Here is a 16,720-nt window from a genome sequence, read left to right as displayed (position 1 = left end):
CGAAATCCCCGCCAGCAAATTTGGCGTTGCATCATTCGACGCTGACCGACAAAAGAAAAGCCTCCCCCAAGCGATTCTCCACTAAAACTTCAAGCTGCTCTCACCGACTTGTGTGGTACAGTGAGCTTACGCAGCGGGTTACGAAAAACCAATGCCACAGGCAAAAGTGCAACTTCATAAGGCGGACGCGCGGGTCTGATGATCAGAGATCAGATCATGCGAGCGATGTCAGGAGAACGAAAGATCGCCAAGTCCTTTGAACTGACCGAGATGACACGTCAAATCATGCGAGCAGGCATCCGAGACACGCACTCTCATACATCTGAAGACGAAATCCAGCAAATCTACGTAGCCCGCCTACTTTAACTTCAAGGCATCGCCCTCAAACCGTAGCCGAATTCGCGAGAATTTGGAACCAAGCATATTCGTAGCAGGATTCGCAAGAATTCTGATCTCAATCATCCCAATCCCATTCTAACGAACCAAACCCGCTGAACTCTTGAGAGTCCAGCTACGCGATCCTGAAGCCTGACACCTGTAACCTGAAGCCTGCTTTGCCCTCCCCCGCCATCATCGTCGAAAACCTCTCGAAAAAGTTCCGCATCGGAACTTCGGGCGGTCCTGGCTACCACCGCCTCAGCGAAATGCTGACCGGCCTCCCCCGCTACGCCTACAACCAACTCCGCCCCCCTCGCCCCGAAAGCTGTAAGCCGACGGCGCTAGCCGCGGGTTCTTCCCAGCCAACCGCCAATAGCCAACCGCCAACCGCCCCGCAAAGCCCAGATTTCTGGGCGTTAAAAGACGTCTCCTTTGAAGTCCAACCGGGCGAGGTCGTCGGCATCATCGGCCGCAACGGAGCGGGCAAAAGCACACTGTTAAAAATCCTCTCCCGCATCACTGAACCCACCAGCGGCCGCTTCGGCGTCCGCGGCCGCGTCGCGAGTCTGCTCGAAGTCGGCACCGGCTTCCACCCCGAACTGACCGGCCGAGAAAACATCTATGTCTCGGGCATCACCCTCGGCATGACCCGATCCGAAATCAAAAAACGCTTCGACGAGATCGTCGATTTCAGCGGCGTCGAGAAGTTCCTAGACACCCCGGTGAAGCACTACTCCAGCGGCATGCAAGTCCGCCTCGGCTTTGCTGTCGCAGCCCATCTAGAAAGTGAAATCTTAATCATCGACGAAGTGCTAGCCGTTGGCGATGCGGAGTTTCAGAAGCGTTGCATCAGCAAGATGGGTGACGTGGCGAGTGGCGGTCGCACCGTTTTATTTGTCACCCACATGCTGGATGCAGTCCGACGCATGTGCTCAACGGCATTGGTGCTGGATCGTGGCACTGCAATCCCGTTCGGTTCAATGATCGACAAAGCACTCGAATTCTACGGTGGAGTAGGGGGGCTAGAAGGGCTATCAACGAACGTAAACGCTGACGAGCTTTCCAAGCATGTCAATCCTTGGTTTACGCCACTTTCTTTCAAATGGACTGATTCGGACGGAACCCCTGTGCCACCAGTTGTTCGAAAGGACCAACAATCATTAATTGTTGTCCGAGGTCGAATTGCGGAGGTGAGTTCCGACTTTACCGTGGGATATATGATTTCAAGTTCGGATGGACAAGTACTCTACTGGTCATGCTTTACGGATATGAATGAGGACGAGTGGCCTCAGTGGCGTACAGGGGACTGGATACTCACGTCCCCAGTGCCAACGCATTTCCTAAATGAAGGCGTTTATCGAATCGAACTCGTCATAAAAAGTCCAGGACGCGATTGGATTTGCCGACCTGGGCTTAACTCCCCTCAACTTTGTGTCGAGATCAAGGGAGGGCTAAGCGAGTCCTGCCGTTGGACAAGCCGTCGATCCGGTTTTATGGCTCCAGTGCTACCTTGGCAGGCATCTTTGCAGACAGGCGAGAATGGAGACTTGTAAAATCTCAAACGTGAAGAGAAGTGTCGCTGCGGGTAGTCGGGGCAGTCAGGAAATCCGGCAGATGGTTTCAGGTGTACTTACTGCGGAAAAGATTGCCATCGAAGAACTTGTGAATTCCATCGATGATAGCCTCGTTGAAGCGATTGAACTTTTGTTGGAGTGCAAGCGTCACATCGTCGTGACAGGACTAGGCAAATCCGGGCTCGTTGGACGAAAAATCGCAGCTTCGTTTTCAAGCACAGGTTCACCGGCTTACTTTCTTCATGCATCCGAGGCACTCCATGGCGACGTGGGCTCGGTCGGACGTCAAGACATACTACTTGCCATCTCAAACAGCGGTGAAACTGCGGAGGTCGTCAGTGTCGCCGCGGCTGTTCGTAACGTAGGTTGTAAGATCCTAGCGATGACAGGTAGACCTACTTCCACCCTCGCGAAAATCGCAACCAAGACAATTAACGTAGGTGTGAGCCAAGAAGCCGATCTGTTCGATCTTGTTCCATCTAGCAGTACTACCGCAACAATGGCGATGGGAGACGCAATTGCACTCGCATTGTGTCAGTTGCGTCAAACATCGAAACTTCATTTGGCTCAACTGCATCCAGCCGGAATGATCGGGCGAAGGCTGCTAACAAGAGTCTCAGATGTTATGCTCACAAAAGCCGACGTTCCGATCGTGGAAGAGACAGAAACGATCGCGAATTCACTGCTAGAAATGACTCAAAGTCGAATGGGCGCCGTGCTGATCTGTGATACTGAGAAAAAGTTGCTGGGTATCTTTACTGACGGCGACCTAAGAAGGCTAATTCAGGAACCTTCTTTTTCGCTCCAAGATCGCATCGGCTCGGTCATGTCGAGATCACCAAAATTTGTTTTCCTGAGAGAACTTGCTCAATCGGCACTTCATGTCATGGAAATAAACAAGATTTCTGTTCTACCAGTTGTGGATGAGGACCTGTCTGTAACGGGTATCATTCATATGCATCAAGTGCTCTCGTTCGGAATCACATCTTAGGCATCCGTATGGCGTTACTTATCGAGCGAATTGTACGGCGGGCGAAGCGATGGTTAACGCGTCAGAGCGACAGCAACTTGATTGACTTCCCAAAATACAGGCGACATGGCGCATACCACTGGCGGCTGTTCGAAGAAGATGAAGTCTATCAGGATTTAGTCCGCTTCATTTGCTCCTTGCCAAATTCGAAGTGCAGGATTCTCGACCTTGGTTGTGGAGATGGTGTCTACGTGGGACAGCTAGCGCTGCTTGGCCATGACATCATCGGAATAGATGGGGACAGTGATGCGGTTGCCCTCGCCAGAGACCAGCTCGCAAAACGGTCGCTAACAAACGCGGAAGTTATTCATGCATCTTTGGGTCAGTTCGCAAACTCAAGCCCCCGAGCACAATCATTTGACCTCGTCTATTCTATGGATGTCATCGAGCACCTTCCCGATCCTCTGGAATTGATTCGGGTTGCAACACAATTCTGCAAGCGAGACGGAGTCATTTGTATTGGGACACCTATTTTTCGAAGCGAAGCAACCGTATCTCCCTACCATGTGAAGGAGTATACCAAGGAAGAGTTCGGCCAGCTTCTAGAGCCGTTTATGGATTCGTTGCAGATCCACTGCTTGCGAGCTAGACGCGAACATGGAATCGTTATTGAGCAGGGATACATGTGCGGAATTGGCAAACCATGTTGAAGTGTCTCGAATTCTTTTTCAGACGACCTGATGAGCAAGTTGAAACCAATGCAACATTGCGACTAGAGATACCCGTTGTTGAGTCACTTTCGAGTGAAGACCTGCAGTTGCTCAACAAAATTCTTCCCTGGAACTGCTTTGTTTGTGATTCGCAAGGGCGTCGTTTCGGAAGTGCGTTTAGTTCCGACAAGCGAAATGCAGCGCAAGCAGTGCCGGATCCGCGAATTGTAGAATTCGACAGACGCTACAAACTGAAGGGACAGCGTGTTCTGGAGGTTGGTTGTTTTGAAGGAATCCACACCGTCGCGCTTGCGCGGGCAGGGGCGCTGGTCACGGCGGTAGACTCTAGGATCGAACATGTTTGTAAAACGTTGGTGCGATGTGGTTTGTTCCATGTGCCAGTTACCGCACATGTGTGGGATGTTGAACAACCTCCACCGCCCACGCTCAATCTCGATCATCATTTCCTGTGCCATATTGGAGTTCTTTACCATCTCGTGGATCCCGTCTCGCATTTAATGCGACTGCTGCCGACTGTTCAACATGGTGTCATGCTTGATACACATGTTGCACCTGAAAAAGCAGACCTAATGTCCTACGATGTCGAAGGGAAGAGCTATTCATATTTTCAATTTACCGAGAGTGGGCGAAAGGCGCCGTTTGCTGGAATGTACGACCATGCCAAATGGTTGGCCACTGAGCAGCTTCTCGATATTTTCTATGTCAATGGCTTTGATGCTGACATCATGGAGGACCGCGATGAACGCAATGGACCACGAGTCTTAATTCATGCCACGCGAAACTGAACGTGATTGAACTGACTCAATGGTGGGACACCGTTAAGGACGAACTCAACGGAGAATGGCTGATTCTGGGTAAAGGACCAACTTTAGGTGATTATCGCCCAGAGACCGATACGCGACCCGTAATTGCTCTCAACCACGTCATTCTTCAATACCAAGCAACTGTTGCACATGCGATTGATCTAGATGTTGTCGCGGATTGCGAGGAGGCAATCGAAAAGAACGCAAGGTTCTTACTGATGCCATTGGTGCCGAACGTCAATTGCCTTGCTTGCGGCCAAACTCTGGATCAATTTTTTGATGTTCTTCCGGTACTGAGAAAGCTCGATGCGGAGCAAAGGTTGGTTTGGTACTGGCTTCAAAATGGCCTTTCTGAAAACCTAAAACCGAATCTGAATACTCCAAGTATTCGACCCAAGTACTTCAGTGTTGAGGCTGTCATCAACATTCTGGGAGAACTAAAGATCAAATCGGTTCGAAGCTATGGCATTGACGGAGGATCCTCGTACGCATCTCAATTCAAAAAACTTGAGAAGAAAACTCTGCTTAAAAATGGCCGGACAAGCTTCGATGCTCAATTCGATGAAATATTGCTTCTCACAAAAAAATACAGCATGGATTACAAACCGATGACCGATCCGATGAGAATTTTTGTTGGCACCGACGATTCTCAAATAGTCGCGGCCAAAGTTTTAGAACACTCGATCAAGAAGTATGCCAGTCGACCGGTTCAAGTAGTCCACATGCTGAACCTCCCCTATCCAAAAATCAGCAACCCTAACGTAAAACCAGGAACCAACTTTTCTTTTGCCCGGTTTCTGATACCTGAATTGGCGGGTTTTCGTGGAAGAGCAATGTATGTTGACGCTGACATGCAGGTTTTCGCCGACGTAGCGGAACTTTGGGGCATTCCGTTCAATGATCAAACGGTGCTATGCACGAGGCAAGACTATATCCCAGAAGTTTGGCAAGTTAAGAACTGTCCGTTCACACCAGGTCGGCAAATGTCGGTAATGCTGTTGGACTGCGATCGGTTAGACTGGCAGATTGTTCCGATCATCGAGCAGCTAAATCGCGGAGATTTCACCTACAAAGAACTTCTTACGCAACTTAGCATCATTTCGCCCGACCAGATACGTGATGACCTAGACCCTGGATGGAATTGCTTGGAGTATTTTGACAAAGACAGAACGAAACTACTGCACTACACGAGCGTCCCGACGCAACCCTGGAAGAATAAGAGCAACCCCCTTGCCGAGATCTGGATGGAGGGCTTTAGGGAAGCGTGTCGTGACGGTGCGGTCACGCTCGAAGATGTCGGGCGTGCAGTGGTAGAGGGCCATGTGAGAATCGAACTGCTGGAAGAAGCAAGGAAGATCTACGCAGAATTGAATGTCAACACCCATGCTGAGATTTCACCTATTGACGCTGCTCGCGAAGAACTCTGGAACGCTGTGCATCGCTTGGCTCGCGTAGAACAAGAACTAGCAGGAATTAAGCGATCCCTCCCTTATAGGGCTTATTCACTTTTAAGACGCAACATCACTCGCTTCGGGCTAAGTCGTAGTGTGGAGAGATGAATGCTAAAGCAAAGCGTCATGCTGTATTTGCATTTGACATACATGAGGCTCTGTAACTCAAATGCCTTTGTCATCTTGGTTACTTCGAGATTCGAGTTTCATAGATTTGTCCAGCTCATTGAAACCTATGACAGGTCATTTTCATTTGCACCATGAACGACTTGTTTGCCAAGGAATGATTTCCACAAGCCAGCTAGTATTCGACCAGCTTTGCAGGCGATGACGTCCCATGACATCAAGCTAAGTGTTGCGTTGTGCACCTACAATGGTCACCGCTATCTCTACGATCAACTCGAAAGCATTGCCAACCAATCGAGGAAGCCGGATGAGCTTGTTGTCTTCGATGATCGCTCAACCGACCGGACGATTGAGGTGTTAGAACAATTTTCAAAACGTGCAGGTTTTCCAGTCAGAATTCATTCGCAGCCACGCAATGTGGGATCGACACAAAACTTTACCGACGCGATTAGGGCATGTCGAGGTGAAATCATCGCGCTCGCGGACCAAGACGATGTTTGGAATCATGACAAGCTCGAGTGCCTCGAGAAGTTATTGAACGAAAATCCGGGAGCGGTGATGGTGTACAGCGATGCTGAAATGGTTGATGAACATCTGCAACCGCTTGGATATCGACTTTGGGAAGCGGTAGGGTTTAGCAAACGCGACCGCAAAATACTGGAAAGTGTTCGCGGTACTGACGTGTTGATCCGAAAATTTGCGGTCACCGGCATGACCATGGCATTCCGCCGCGTCCATGTTCCGTTGGTTACGCCGATTGACCGTTCGTGGATACATGACGGCTGGATTGCTTTCACCCTGGCGTCCATAGGCCCGCTCATCGGAGTTGAAAAACCTCTCGTCAACTATCGACAACATGGTGCGCAACAAGTAGGCGAGAAGAAGCGCTCGATATATCAGAATTACCTTCGCGCGAAAATGATCGGTGGAAAACACTTGTTTGCCCATCGCGAGATGTATTGCTCCATTCGTGACCATCTCGATCGTCATCAACATCAGTGGCCGATCGATTCATTGTTGATCGGACAGCTGGATGAGAAAATTCGACATCTGCAGGACCGGATATGGCTCCGGGAGAACCGCTGGAGACGGATCTATGGATTCATTGTCTGGGCGAGCGGTGGATACCGTCGATTTTCGTTCGGTTGGAAGTCTCTTTTGCAAGACCTACTTTGCTAGGTTGACGGTTCAATCACGCTAGAAAATCTCGATGCAAATCATCAAAGAGTTTAAAATCGAATGATCGGTATTTTAGGTGGTCATGGTTTTATCGGAAGCGCCATTGCGGTCGAATTGCGAAGCCAAGGTATTCCGTATCGAGTACTGCGACGTTCGGAACGGGATTATTATCAAACGGATGATTTGTCCGCATGGCTTCGCGAAAACCATATTGAATTCCTCATTAATTCGGCAGGCTTTACGGGCAAGCCAAACGTCGACGCATGTGAGGTTCAGAAAACTCAATGCATGTTAGGCAATGCGGTGTTGCCCGGGATCGTCCGTGAGGCGTGCGAATCTATCGGGATCCCCTTCGGCCACGTGTCCAGCGGATGTATATATACCGGCTGCAAGCTCGATGGTTCCGGTTTTACGGAATCGGACCCACCCAACTTTTGCTTTCGTACGAACCACTGCAGTTTTTATTCAGGTTGCAAATCTCTTGGCGAAGAAATTATCGATGGCTGTGAATCTTGCTATGTATGGCGACTGCGAATTCCGTTCGACGAATTTGACGGGCAGCGAAACTATTTTTCAAAATTGATGCGTTACTCGACCTTGCTTGACGCCACAAACAGCCTCTCTCACCTCGGGGATTTTGCAAAATCCTGTGTCATTTGTGTCGTGAATCAACTTCCCTTTGGCATTTACAACCTGACCAATCCTGGCAGCGTCACGACGCGAGAAGTGACCGAAATGCTTTCGCAAACGATCGCGATGGATCATCGGTTTCGTTTCTTTGCAGATGAGGTTGAGTTCATGAGTCTTGCTGCGGTGGCACCTCGATCCAATTGTATTTTAGACGCCTCGAAGGCGGTTTCGCATGGGCTGCCGATGCGTCCGATCCGGGACGCACTTCAGCAAACTCTCGCAAATTGGAAAACCGAAACGGTACTTTCAAAGTAATGATGATACAAGGCTAAGTCGGTTTCGGCAGGAACAGAGTTAGTCGTGAGCGATATAAATCAAAATGACCGTTCGATGAAGCTCAACCGGCGGGGCATTGTGCTGGCAGGCGGTTCGGGTACGCGGTTGTACCCGCTAAGGTTATCCACCAGCAAAAAACTGCTGGCGGTTTACGACAAGCCGATGACTTAATTACTTGTTGACTACTCTTTGGCTTCCAGCTGTTGAGTTGTGTAGAATTCGCAGTCGTCATGATCGGAACCGGGCTTCCATGTCGCGTTGGTCTAGATCAATGTCATGGGGGCCTTTTTTTCTCGCGTCGGTTTTGGGTATCGCCAATGTTCCCGCCGGTTGGACGTACGCATCGAGTTATCGGCAGCGCCACGCGGATGTAGCTTTTGACATTCAGTCGGGATTGCCACTGAGCCTATTGGCGGAGAAGCACTTCGGACATCCTTTTGGTCTTTACTCGCCTAGCGGCGAGGTCCTGTATCGTCGTTTAGAGGCGATGAGGAAGAGTGGACTGGGACTAATCTCAGCAGCTACCCCGTCGCCTGAGACGCGATTGTTGCACGCGGACGACCCGAGGCTATCATTCGATCCCGGGTCGGGACGATTGATCATTCCTGAGTCGACGCTTGTTCACGGTATGGTGTGGCGTTGGTCCATTGCCAATCGGGTGCGGGATCGCCGTGTGGCGGTTGGCTTTTTTCGGTTGAATGAAGATGTTAAGCCGGTACGGGGAAACGTGTTTAATGTTCCCGAGGTTCCCGTCCGCAATGCCATGGATCTCGGGATGCCGCTCGTTGGCATCCAGTTCCAATCCGTGGATCCATCGGCCTCCGTGCTGATCAGTCACTGGTCGTTGTTGATCGTCGATGGCTGGCAAATCAATAGCCGAGTTGGACAATAGTGCAATCCTGCAAAGAATCCTGATCACGGACGCATGTGGATTCGTGGGGTATCCAATTATGGAAAGTTTACAGCGTCTACATTCGACTAAGTCGATCTCAACTATCTGGGTTGGAAGCTTCGTCTGCCGAAGTGCGGTGTCGAATCTCGGTGGATTGAAGAATTGGAGTGTGCGATTTTCCATCGGTGATGATCGTCTGCGAAGTGGTCTGGAGGCGATCGGTCGTTGCGATTGGATGATTGATACGGCAGCGAAAGCGTACGTGTTGGCTGGGACGAGGAAACAGTAGTCGTCCCGGCAACCAATCGAGTCCAATCACATGAAACTTAAGAACTGTTTGAGAGCTGCCAGAGTTGGAGTTTCGGGGCTACGTTATTTAGCAACCTTTGCGTCTATTCATTGGCCACCTTGTGTGAGTTACCCATGACTGCCGCAACCACTAAATACAAAACTGAGTTCAATGGGTGGCCGCAACGAGCCGATACACGCGGATCTTCAACAACTTCAAAATACTGCTGAAATAACAAAACCTGGTCCGTCGACATCGCAAACTCGGTTGTAGCCTTATCAAACAAATTCATTCAACAACGAATCTTTCCCGATCACCCTGGACAATGGCAAAGGACAAGCGAATAGTTTATGCAAATTTTGATGCGATTGCCGTGGGAGGTGAACCAAGATTGGCTCAATGTCAATGATTGACGTCCGTGTTGCAGTCTTGATCGTCGCTTACAAGGGCTCGGAATTCCTACCCGACTGTTTGTCGAGTATCGCCGCAGCGGACTCGACCGATATTTGTGTGGAAACTTTTGTTTTGGACAACGCTTCGCCTGATGATTCTGGCGAAGTGGTACGAAATCTGTTTCCCGATGTTCACGTAATCCCTTCAGAAATCAACCTGGGTTTCGCTGAAGGCAATAATTACCTTTGGCGTCATGTCGAGTCGGTCCGATCTTGGGACTATATCTATCTTCTAAACCAAGATACGATCGTCGATTCAAGCTTTCTCACTGAAGCGATTGAGTGCATGAATCGCCACCCTGAATGTGGGGCGGTTCAGTCATTGCTGATGCTCCATCCCGAGACGGATCGGATCAATACGTCGGGAAATCGTTTGCATTATCTGGGATTCGGACTGCCGACGCGTTACCGAGAGATGGCGGTAGGCGTATTGAATGACGAGATCATTGATTACCCATCTGGGGCTGCAGTTCTGTTGCGGGCGTCTTTCATTCGAGAGAACGGACTGTTCGATGGAACGCTATTTATGTACCTCGAAGACGCCGAACTGGGTTGGCGTTGCCATTTGCTCGGCTATCCTCCCTGGCTTTGCTTCTCCAGCATCGTTTTTCACAAGTACAGTTTCACATCGACAATGCGTAGCTATCAGTACCTGGAACGCAACCGCTGGTGGTTACTTGCGACTCACTATCGACTCGCCACCTTAATCGTGCTTTCCCCAGCAATCACCGTCATGGAATTCGGGCAAATCGTCTACGCGATTCAGAATGGCTTGTTGGCTGGCAAGTGGAATTCGCTAAAGGGTTTCTTTGCCCCAGGATTTTTCCTTCCAATGCTACAATCTCGCAGGAGAATTCAATCGACTCGCAAGGTCGGTGACCGCGAAATCGTTCGACGATGGAGTGGCGAGATCAAATCGCCTCATCTTTCAGGGTGGATCGTCCGCTGGATTGCCAACCCGATCCTAACTCTCTGGCACTGCGTCGCGTGCTTCGTCGTGCGGTGGTAGAGAAGATCTGAAACTTCAATCCGAGAAGTTTCGACACTAGGTTCGTGGGTTCCCACATGGCAGTTGAAACCTAAATGAAACCAGCGGTTCGAGAATGACCCTCTCTGGTCAATTCAAGGTTAGTTCGTTGCTTGTCGTCTTAACCATCGTCTTTGTTGTGCATTTGACCGGTGTGGGTGGTGCATACGTATTGGATGATACCAATGTGACGTCCGACGATTCACTCGACGAGTTGTTCGCGGCGGGATGGATTGGAAATGGCAACCGGGCTGTTGTGCGAGGCATCTTCGCGCTGCAGTTTGCCACGCTGGGGAAGTCAGCTGCAGCGTCGCATCTTGTGAACATTGTGATCCATGTCATCAACACCCTCTTGGTTTTTTGGGTCGCTGCTGCGGCACTTCGGTTGGCATTTCCAAGCTGGGCTAATTTGAAAGCTAGCCAAGTCGCGTTAACCATCGCTTTACTCTGGGGCGTGCATCCACTGTCCACAGCGGCAGTTGTGTATATCGTCCAGCGATTTGAGTCGGTGGCGACGATGTTCTTCCTTCTTTCGTTGGGGTGCTATTTGACGGCATGTTCACCACAACGCAGCGCTGAAGATGAGGTTTCATCCAACGCGAATATCGTTTGGCTCGCTCTCTGTGTTTTATTCGGTGGCCTTGGCTATGCGAGCAAGGAGATAACGGCGGGATTACCGATCGTTTTGCTCGCCGCCGAACGCACCTTACTCGGTGGTTCCAATCGTTCACTCGCACGACGCGTCGTTCCTTGGATCCTCATGTTGCCGATCGTGTTTGGTGCTTGGAAAATCGCTCCCTCACTGACGAAACATGACGACCGATTCGGCACCGCCGGATATGATTTGGTCGGAATCGATCCGCTGGCTTACATGACAAGCCAACCAATTGTCTATTTTCAATATCTACGGTTGACCTTCTGGCCCACCGGTCAAGTGCTCGACTATGGATGGCTACCAATGACCGATCCGAAGTGGATCGCCATCGGATCGGTATGTTGGATAATTCTCTTCGGCTTGTGTGGTTACGGCATTTGGAAAAAGCTACTTTTCGGTTTCCCACTTGCCAGCGTCTTGGCGATTCTTGCTCCGACGACTTTCATTCCGCTAACGGACCTTATTTTCGAGCATCGCTTTTACTTGCCACTCGCGTTCGTCATCGGAAGCTTGGTGACGTTTCTGGCCACGCGTCGGCAACTGAGTGCATGGTCGAACGAGAGTTTGTTCAGAGCGGCATTGGTTCTGGCTGTTCCCCTATCGGTGTGCAGCGTTCTGAGAAATTTGGATTATCGCGACGAAACGACTCTCGCACGAACCGAATCCCGGCGTGCACCGGACAATCCTCGCAACCTTTACAACCTTTTTTCGTTCGACGAGTCACTTTCGGAACGGTCGCGTATCGGATTGTTGCAGCAAGCCGTCGCCATGTCCGAAAAAAGGGGGTACTTCTATCCCGGGACCAATTACAAATGGCGGCGGGAACTGGCGGATCGATACTTCTTGCGTGGGGAACTTCAGCAAGCTGAAAAATTGTATGAGCAAACTGTGCGAGAGAGCCACAATGTTCTTCAGCGTGTGGAGATCCTATGGTCTCTTGCGTTGATTGCAGCAACGCGAGGAGACAACCGACGTGCTGAAGAACTGTTTCGCGCGGCATTGAAGGAAGACACCCCGATCCGCGACGAGATTGAAAAGACTTACGATAGTTTCAAGCGACACGCGACAGCTCAGCAATCAATGCGACCATCGCGAAATTTCATGCTCGAGACGGGACAATAGGATCATTTCGGAGGAAAACGCGGAATGAGAATCTTGATACCTGGGATCTGCGGTTTCGTGGGTTCGGAAGTCGCGAAGGTCTTGCGGGAAACACTGCCTGAGTGCGAGATCGTCGGAATCGACAATCTGTCCCGAGCGGGATCGTGGCTCAATCGAGAATCGTTGCTTAGCCTCGGTGTTCAGGTACATCATGGCGATGTTCGCAATGAATCGGACTTAAACGCGATCGGGCGGGCGGATTGGGTGGTCGATTCGGCGGCCAATGCGAGCGTGATGGCTGGTGTTGACGGCATCGCCAGTTCGCGGCAATTGATCGAACACAACCTGGTCGGGACGATCAATTTGCTTGAGTTCTGTAAGCGACATTCGGCGGGGTTCATTTTGCTGAGCACCAGCCGGGTTTACTCGCTACTGCCGCTAGCCTCTTTGGACGTGGAGGTTCATGAGGGGGCATTTGTCCCTAAGAATATTGCGGAGATCCAATGGGTTTCGCGAAATGGAATTTCCGAAGATTTTTCAACCACGCCGCCGGTTTCACTCTACGGTGCATCCAAAGTCGCTTCGGAACAATTGGCTCTGGAATATGGCCATGCATTCAGGTTCCCAGTTTGGATCAATCGCTGCGGCGTGATGGCAGGGGCGGGCCAGTTCGGCAAGCCCGATCAAGGTATTTTTGCTTTTTGGTTGCATAGTTGGTTTGAGCAAAAACCTCTTAGCTACATTGGCTTTGGCGGTGCCGGCCACCAAGTTCGCGACTGCCTTCACCCGCGCGACTTGGCTGCGGTGCTGATCAAGCAAATGAAGCACGGCTCGAAAGAGCCCAATTCCCAAATCGCGAGAGTTTCTTCGCGAGTTTACAACTTATCGGGAGGCATCACGTCGGCCCGGTCGCTCGCCCAAGTAAGCCAGTGGTGTTCCAATCGGTGGAGGCTACGAGAAGTCGCGGCTTCGGGCGGAAGCCGCCCGTTTGACTTGCCGTGGGTCGTGCTGGACAGCAGCCGCGCGGAAGTGGATTGGGATTGGCGTCCCACCATCACGATCGAGGAAATAATGTCAGAAATCGCCGAGTTCGCCGAACGAAACCCTGACTGGCTAGCGGGCTGTTGATTTAGTGCACGATTGGGCGTTTTCGTTTAACGGCAAGCCGCAGGCGTCTGCGTTATCAAACTCCGTCGCCTGCGGCTTGCCGTTAAACGACTAAATCAACAGCCCGCTAGCGACAAGTCGCCGGTAAGCCATGTGGTTCGCGATCCTTCAGATTTCGGGCGTTCGTGGTAGCTTGACTCGCAAGAGTTCAGACGGCATACCAATGGAGACCGAAGTCTTGGGACTCTGGCTACGGCACTTTGCGAACGTCCCAAACCAGTGACAAGAATTACAATGGCTGAAGACCCCGGCAACTCGCCTGCCCCGGAAGATGGTGACCGTAGTGAGCCGCAGTCGCTCGAACTGCTTACGGTCGTCATTCCAGCCCGCGACGAAGAAGGCTGTATCGCGGCAACGGTCGAACACTTGCACCTGGAACTGCGACTCAATAACGTCCCTCACGAAATTGTGGTGGTCGACGACGGCAGTACCGATCGCACTTGGGGAATTCTGCAGCAGATGGAAGCGCGAGTTCCCGAACTGAAGCCGATCCGCAACGACGGGGAAAATGGTTTCGGTCGAGCGATCATCTATGGGATTGACCATAGCATCGGGGACGCGGTCGTGATCATGATGGCCGATGAGTCGGACGATTGCCGGGACGTCGTGCGGTACTGGAATCTTCTCAATGAGGGTTGGGACTGCGTTTTTGGAAGCCGTTTTATGAAAGGCGGAGGCGTGATCGACTACCCATGGTTGAAACTTCGTGTCAACCGTTTGGCCAATTTGTTCATCAAGGTTATCTTTCGCATTAAACTAAATGATACGACCAATGCGTTCAAAGCGTATCGACGTACGACACTTGACGGGTGTCGTCCGTTCCTTTCACCACATTTCAATCTCACAGTCGAACTGCCATTGAAATCGATCGTGCGTGGTTACACATGGACGACCATCCCAATCACTTGGCGAAATCGACGATCCGGCGTCGCGAAGTTAAAGATGAAAGAAATGGGAAGTCGCTATTTCTTTATCGTCGCCTATGTTTGGCTAGAACGATATTTTAGTCGCGGTGATTACGTTAAAGCAGCAGACTCTGCCCGGTGAAGGAGTGATAGCTTCTGCCCGATCCGCGGAGGAGATCCTCACGGCTCGGCCAGCGGCCTAACGTCCAAGGCCACCACGCGCTCCTCATCTTTAAGGAATAAAATCCCATTGCTTAATGCGGGCGAGCAATAGCAGGGATCGCTCATCAACGGTTCCTGAGTAAATGACAAAACTCTGGGTTCATCCGGTGTGCAGGCGAGCGAAGCAAGGTGTCCCCGTTCTCCCAGGAGAAGCAATGCATCGCCCGCTATGAGGCCTTGCCCTCGTCGCAGCACGCTATGATACCGCCATCGCAATTTTCCGGTGGCGAATTCGACACAACGAAGCTCTGCTCCGCCCTGGCCGGCGGAAGTGAACGAATAAACCAATCCGTCGCGGAGCATCAGAGTGTTGTACTGACAATTGATGACACGGCGATTCTTCCAAACTTCTTCAAAAGTGCGATCTTGCTTAATTTGAACGCACACCGCACCGGGCCCTGGTCCCGTGACGATCAACACCTTGTCCTGGAACACCAAGGGCGACACAGCGTTGTAGGAAAGTGGCGCGCGACTAAAGTGCGGATACTCCCAGTCTTTGATCCCCGTGTCGGGATCCAAGCAGACTAAGCCTCTGTCCGTAAAGACGAACAAGAAGCGCTGGTCGTGAATCTTGGCAACGAGCGGACTGCAGTACGCCGCTCCGTGATCGGTTGCCTCCCAGAGGGTCGCACCATTCTCGGCATCTAATGCCACGATGCCTGCCCCCTTTTCCCCGGCTCCCAAATTATGGATGAGCCGATTTCCGTCCAGGAAAGGCGTGGCCCCCACCGGAAATTCTCCCGGCTCAAGTTCGTACTCGGTGGGAAAGTCTCTCGTCCATACGTGCTCGCCTGTATCGAGTTCGACGCAACTCAATCGCCCCTCACCACTAACGACAAAAACACGGCGTCGATCGGGCTCGATCAAAGGAGTGCTGTAGGGGCCGTCACTGTACTCGAATTCGCATTTTACTGACGTCGAATGACGGTAGTCCCAGATTTTGGTTCCCGTTAGCGCATCGTGGCATTGTACGATTTCCTCATCGGCCAACCGGTGGCTAAAGACAACCAAGCCTCCCAAGGCGACTGGGGATCCATAGCCGGTGCCGACTTCGGTTTCCCACAACACTTTTGGGCCGTTGCTTGACCAGATTGGGTTCCAGGCCGCGTCCACAGAGCTGGTTCGATCGGGGCCGAAAAGCGCTGGCCAGCCCTGGTCCTCCTCGGTATCGGACAGAGTCGATTGATTCGCCCGGGCAGCGGTAACCGCGTCGGTATCTGGTTGATCAACGACGGTCGGCTCGACCAACGGCAACGCTAGCGTATCCTCGATTGTCCTTGGCGAACATCCAGAAACCAATACGACACAAGAAGCAATGCTAACGTAACGAAGGTGTTTCAGGGTTCGCAAAAAAGACATACTGGTACCGGCGGTCCGGGACACATTTACTAGCGTAGCGAGAGCGGCAAGATTTAGGTGTCCGCCTGAACCTCTGCCGAATGCACGCCCAGCCACCAAATACAATCAAGATGCCATTCGTAAGGGGCAAACGAAAACCCGGCGAGAGGATAACAATCAATCCGAGTCCACGCACCCTTAGCCATGTTAATTGATGGTATCTTCATAATCCTTGGCAGGTGCGAAGCCAGACAATACATCTCGAATTGCACCGTCCAGGTCAACCGGCTCTCACATTCGGGGCCGATTTAATGGTTCGCTTTTCTTAACGAATCAGTGTAAGCCGAAGGCATCTGGGCTAAACGCACGATAGGGGTAGGGAAGTCCGGTTGAGCCGGACTCCCCTCCCTCCGAACCGTGCGTGCGGTTTTCCCGCACACGGCTCTCCAGTTAGTGGTCAATCACGGATTGAACGTAACGAGTGTGGGCCGCCC

Annotated in this window: 14 protein-coding genes; 13 read left to right on the top strand and 1 reads right to left on the bottom strand. The window is 51.4% G+C overall.

Annotation, left to right across the window (positions count from 1 at the left end; translation table 11 throughout):
- The first annotated feature begins 644 nt into the window (after positions 1 to 644).
- The 13 genes from Pla100_RS29650 (at position 645) to Pla100_RS29590 (ending at position 14,808) form a co-directional block, all read left to right on the top strand.
- Positions 645 to 1,931: an ABC transporter ATP-binding protein gene (locus Pla100_RS29650; RefSeq protein ID WP_146582910.1), complete on the top strand. Its 1,287-nt coding sequence runs from the start codon at positions 645 to 647 to the stop codon at positions 1,929 to 1,931.
- A gap of 10 nt (positions 1,932 to 1,941) precedes the next feature.
- Positions 1,942 to 2,943 (top strand): KpsF/GutQ family sugar-phosphate isomerase, encoded by a 1,002-nt coding sequence (locus Pla100_RS29645; protein ID WP_197168343.1) that lies wholly within the window; start codon positions 1,942 to 1,944, stop codon positions 2,941 to 2,943.
- Positions 2,944 to 3,020: 77 nt separating this feature from the next.
- Positions 3,021 to 3,632, top strand: a complete 612-nt coding sequence (locus Pla100_RS29640) for a class I SAM-dependent methyltransferase (protein WP_231603798.1) — start codon at positions 3,021 to 3,023, stop codon at positions 3,630 to 3,632.
- A complete protein-coding gene (locus Pla100_RS29635; protein WP_146582904.1) occupies positions 3,626 to 4,438 on the top strand; it encodes a class I SAM-dependent methyltransferase in 813 nt (270 codons plus the stop codon). The genes Pla100_RS29640 and Pla100_RS29635 overlap by 7 nt, the downstream gene beginning before the upstream one ends.
- A 2-nt stretch (positions 4,439 to 4,440) precedes the next feature.
- Positions 4,441 to 6,015 (top strand): glycosyltransferase, encoded by a 1,575-nt coding sequence (locus Pla100_RS29630; protein ID WP_146582901.1) that lies wholly within the window; start codon positions 4,441 to 4,443, stop codon positions 6,013 to 6,015.
- 219 nt (positions 6,016 to 6,234) lie between these two features.
- Positions 6,235 to 7,212: a glycosyltransferase family 2 protein gene (locus Pla100_RS29625; RefSeq protein ID WP_197168342.1), complete on the top strand. Its 978-nt coding sequence runs from the start codon at positions 6,235 to 6,237 to the stop codon at positions 7,210 to 7,212.
- A gap of 60 nt (positions 7,213 to 7,272) precedes the next feature.
- Positions 7,273 to 8,157 (top strand): sugar nucleotide-binding protein, encoded by an 885-nt coding sequence (locus tag Pla100_RS29620; protein ID WP_146582897.1) that lies wholly within the window; start codon positions 7,273 to 7,275, stop codon positions 8,155 to 8,157.
- A gap of 75 nt (positions 8,158 to 8,232) precedes the next feature.
- Positions 8,233 to 8,349 carry a sugar phosphate nucleotidyltransferase gene (locus Pla100_RS29615; protein ID WP_197168345.1) on the top strand — a complete coding sequence of 39 codons (117 nt, stop codon included), beginning with the start codon at positions 8,233 to 8,235 and terminating at the stop codon, positions 8,347 to 8,349.
- A gap of 79 nt (positions 8,350 to 8,428) precedes the next feature.
- Positions 8,429 to 9,070 (top strand): hypothetical protein, encoded by a 642-nt coding sequence (locus Pla100_RS29610; RefSeq protein ID WP_146582895.1) that lies wholly within the window; start codon positions 8,429 to 8,431, stop codon positions 9,068 to 9,070.
- Between the two features lie 688 nt (positions 9,071 to 9,758).
- Positions 9,759 to 10,820 (top strand): glycosyltransferase family 2 protein, encoded by a 1,062-nt coding sequence (locus Pla100_RS29605; protein WP_146582893.1) that lies wholly within the window; start codon positions 9,759 to 9,761, stop codon positions 10,818 to 10,820.
- A 94-nt stretch (positions 10,821 to 10,914) separates the two neighbouring features.
- Positions 10,915 to 12,615, top strand: coding sequence for a tetratricopeptide repeat protein (locus Pla100_RS29600; protein ID WP_146582891.1), 1,701 nt, complete (start codon positions 10,915 to 10,917; stop codon positions 12,613 to 12,615).
- A 24-nt stretch (positions 12,616 to 12,639) separates the two neighbouring features.
- On the top strand, positions 12,640 to 13,722 hold the full coding sequence (locus tag Pla100_RS29595) for an NAD-dependent epimerase/dehydratase family protein (protein ID WP_146582889.1): 1,083 nt from the start codon (positions 12,640 to 12,642) through the stop codon (positions 13,720 to 13,722).
- 273 nt (positions 13,723 to 13,995) lie between these two features.
- Positions 13,996 to 14,808: a glycosyltransferase family 2 protein gene (locus tag Pla100_RS29590; RefSeq protein WP_146582887.1), complete on the top strand. Its 813-nt coding sequence runs from the start codon at positions 13,996 to 13,998 to the stop codon at positions 14,806 to 14,808.
- 38 nt (positions 14,809 to 14,846) lie between these two features.
- On the opposite strand, the gene Pla100_RS29585 is transcribed toward Pla100_RS29590, so the two are convergent.
- Positions 14,847 to 16,247, bottom strand: coding sequence for a PQQ-binding-like beta-propeller repeat protein (locus tag Pla100_RS29585; protein ID WP_146582885.1), 1,401 nt, complete (start codon positions 16,245 to 16,247; stop codon positions 14,847 to 14,849).
- Positions 16,248 to 16,720 lie beyond the last annotated feature (473 nt).

Source organism: Neorhodopirellula pilleata (genome assembly GCF_007859915.1).
In the GTDB taxonomy this organism is placed as follows: Bacteria; Planctomycetota; Planctomycetia; order Pirellulales; family Pirellulaceae; genus Rhodopirellula; species Rhodopirellula pilleata.
Note: the sequence above shows the minus strand (reverse complement) of the source record. Positions and strands in the feature narration are given on the sequence as shown.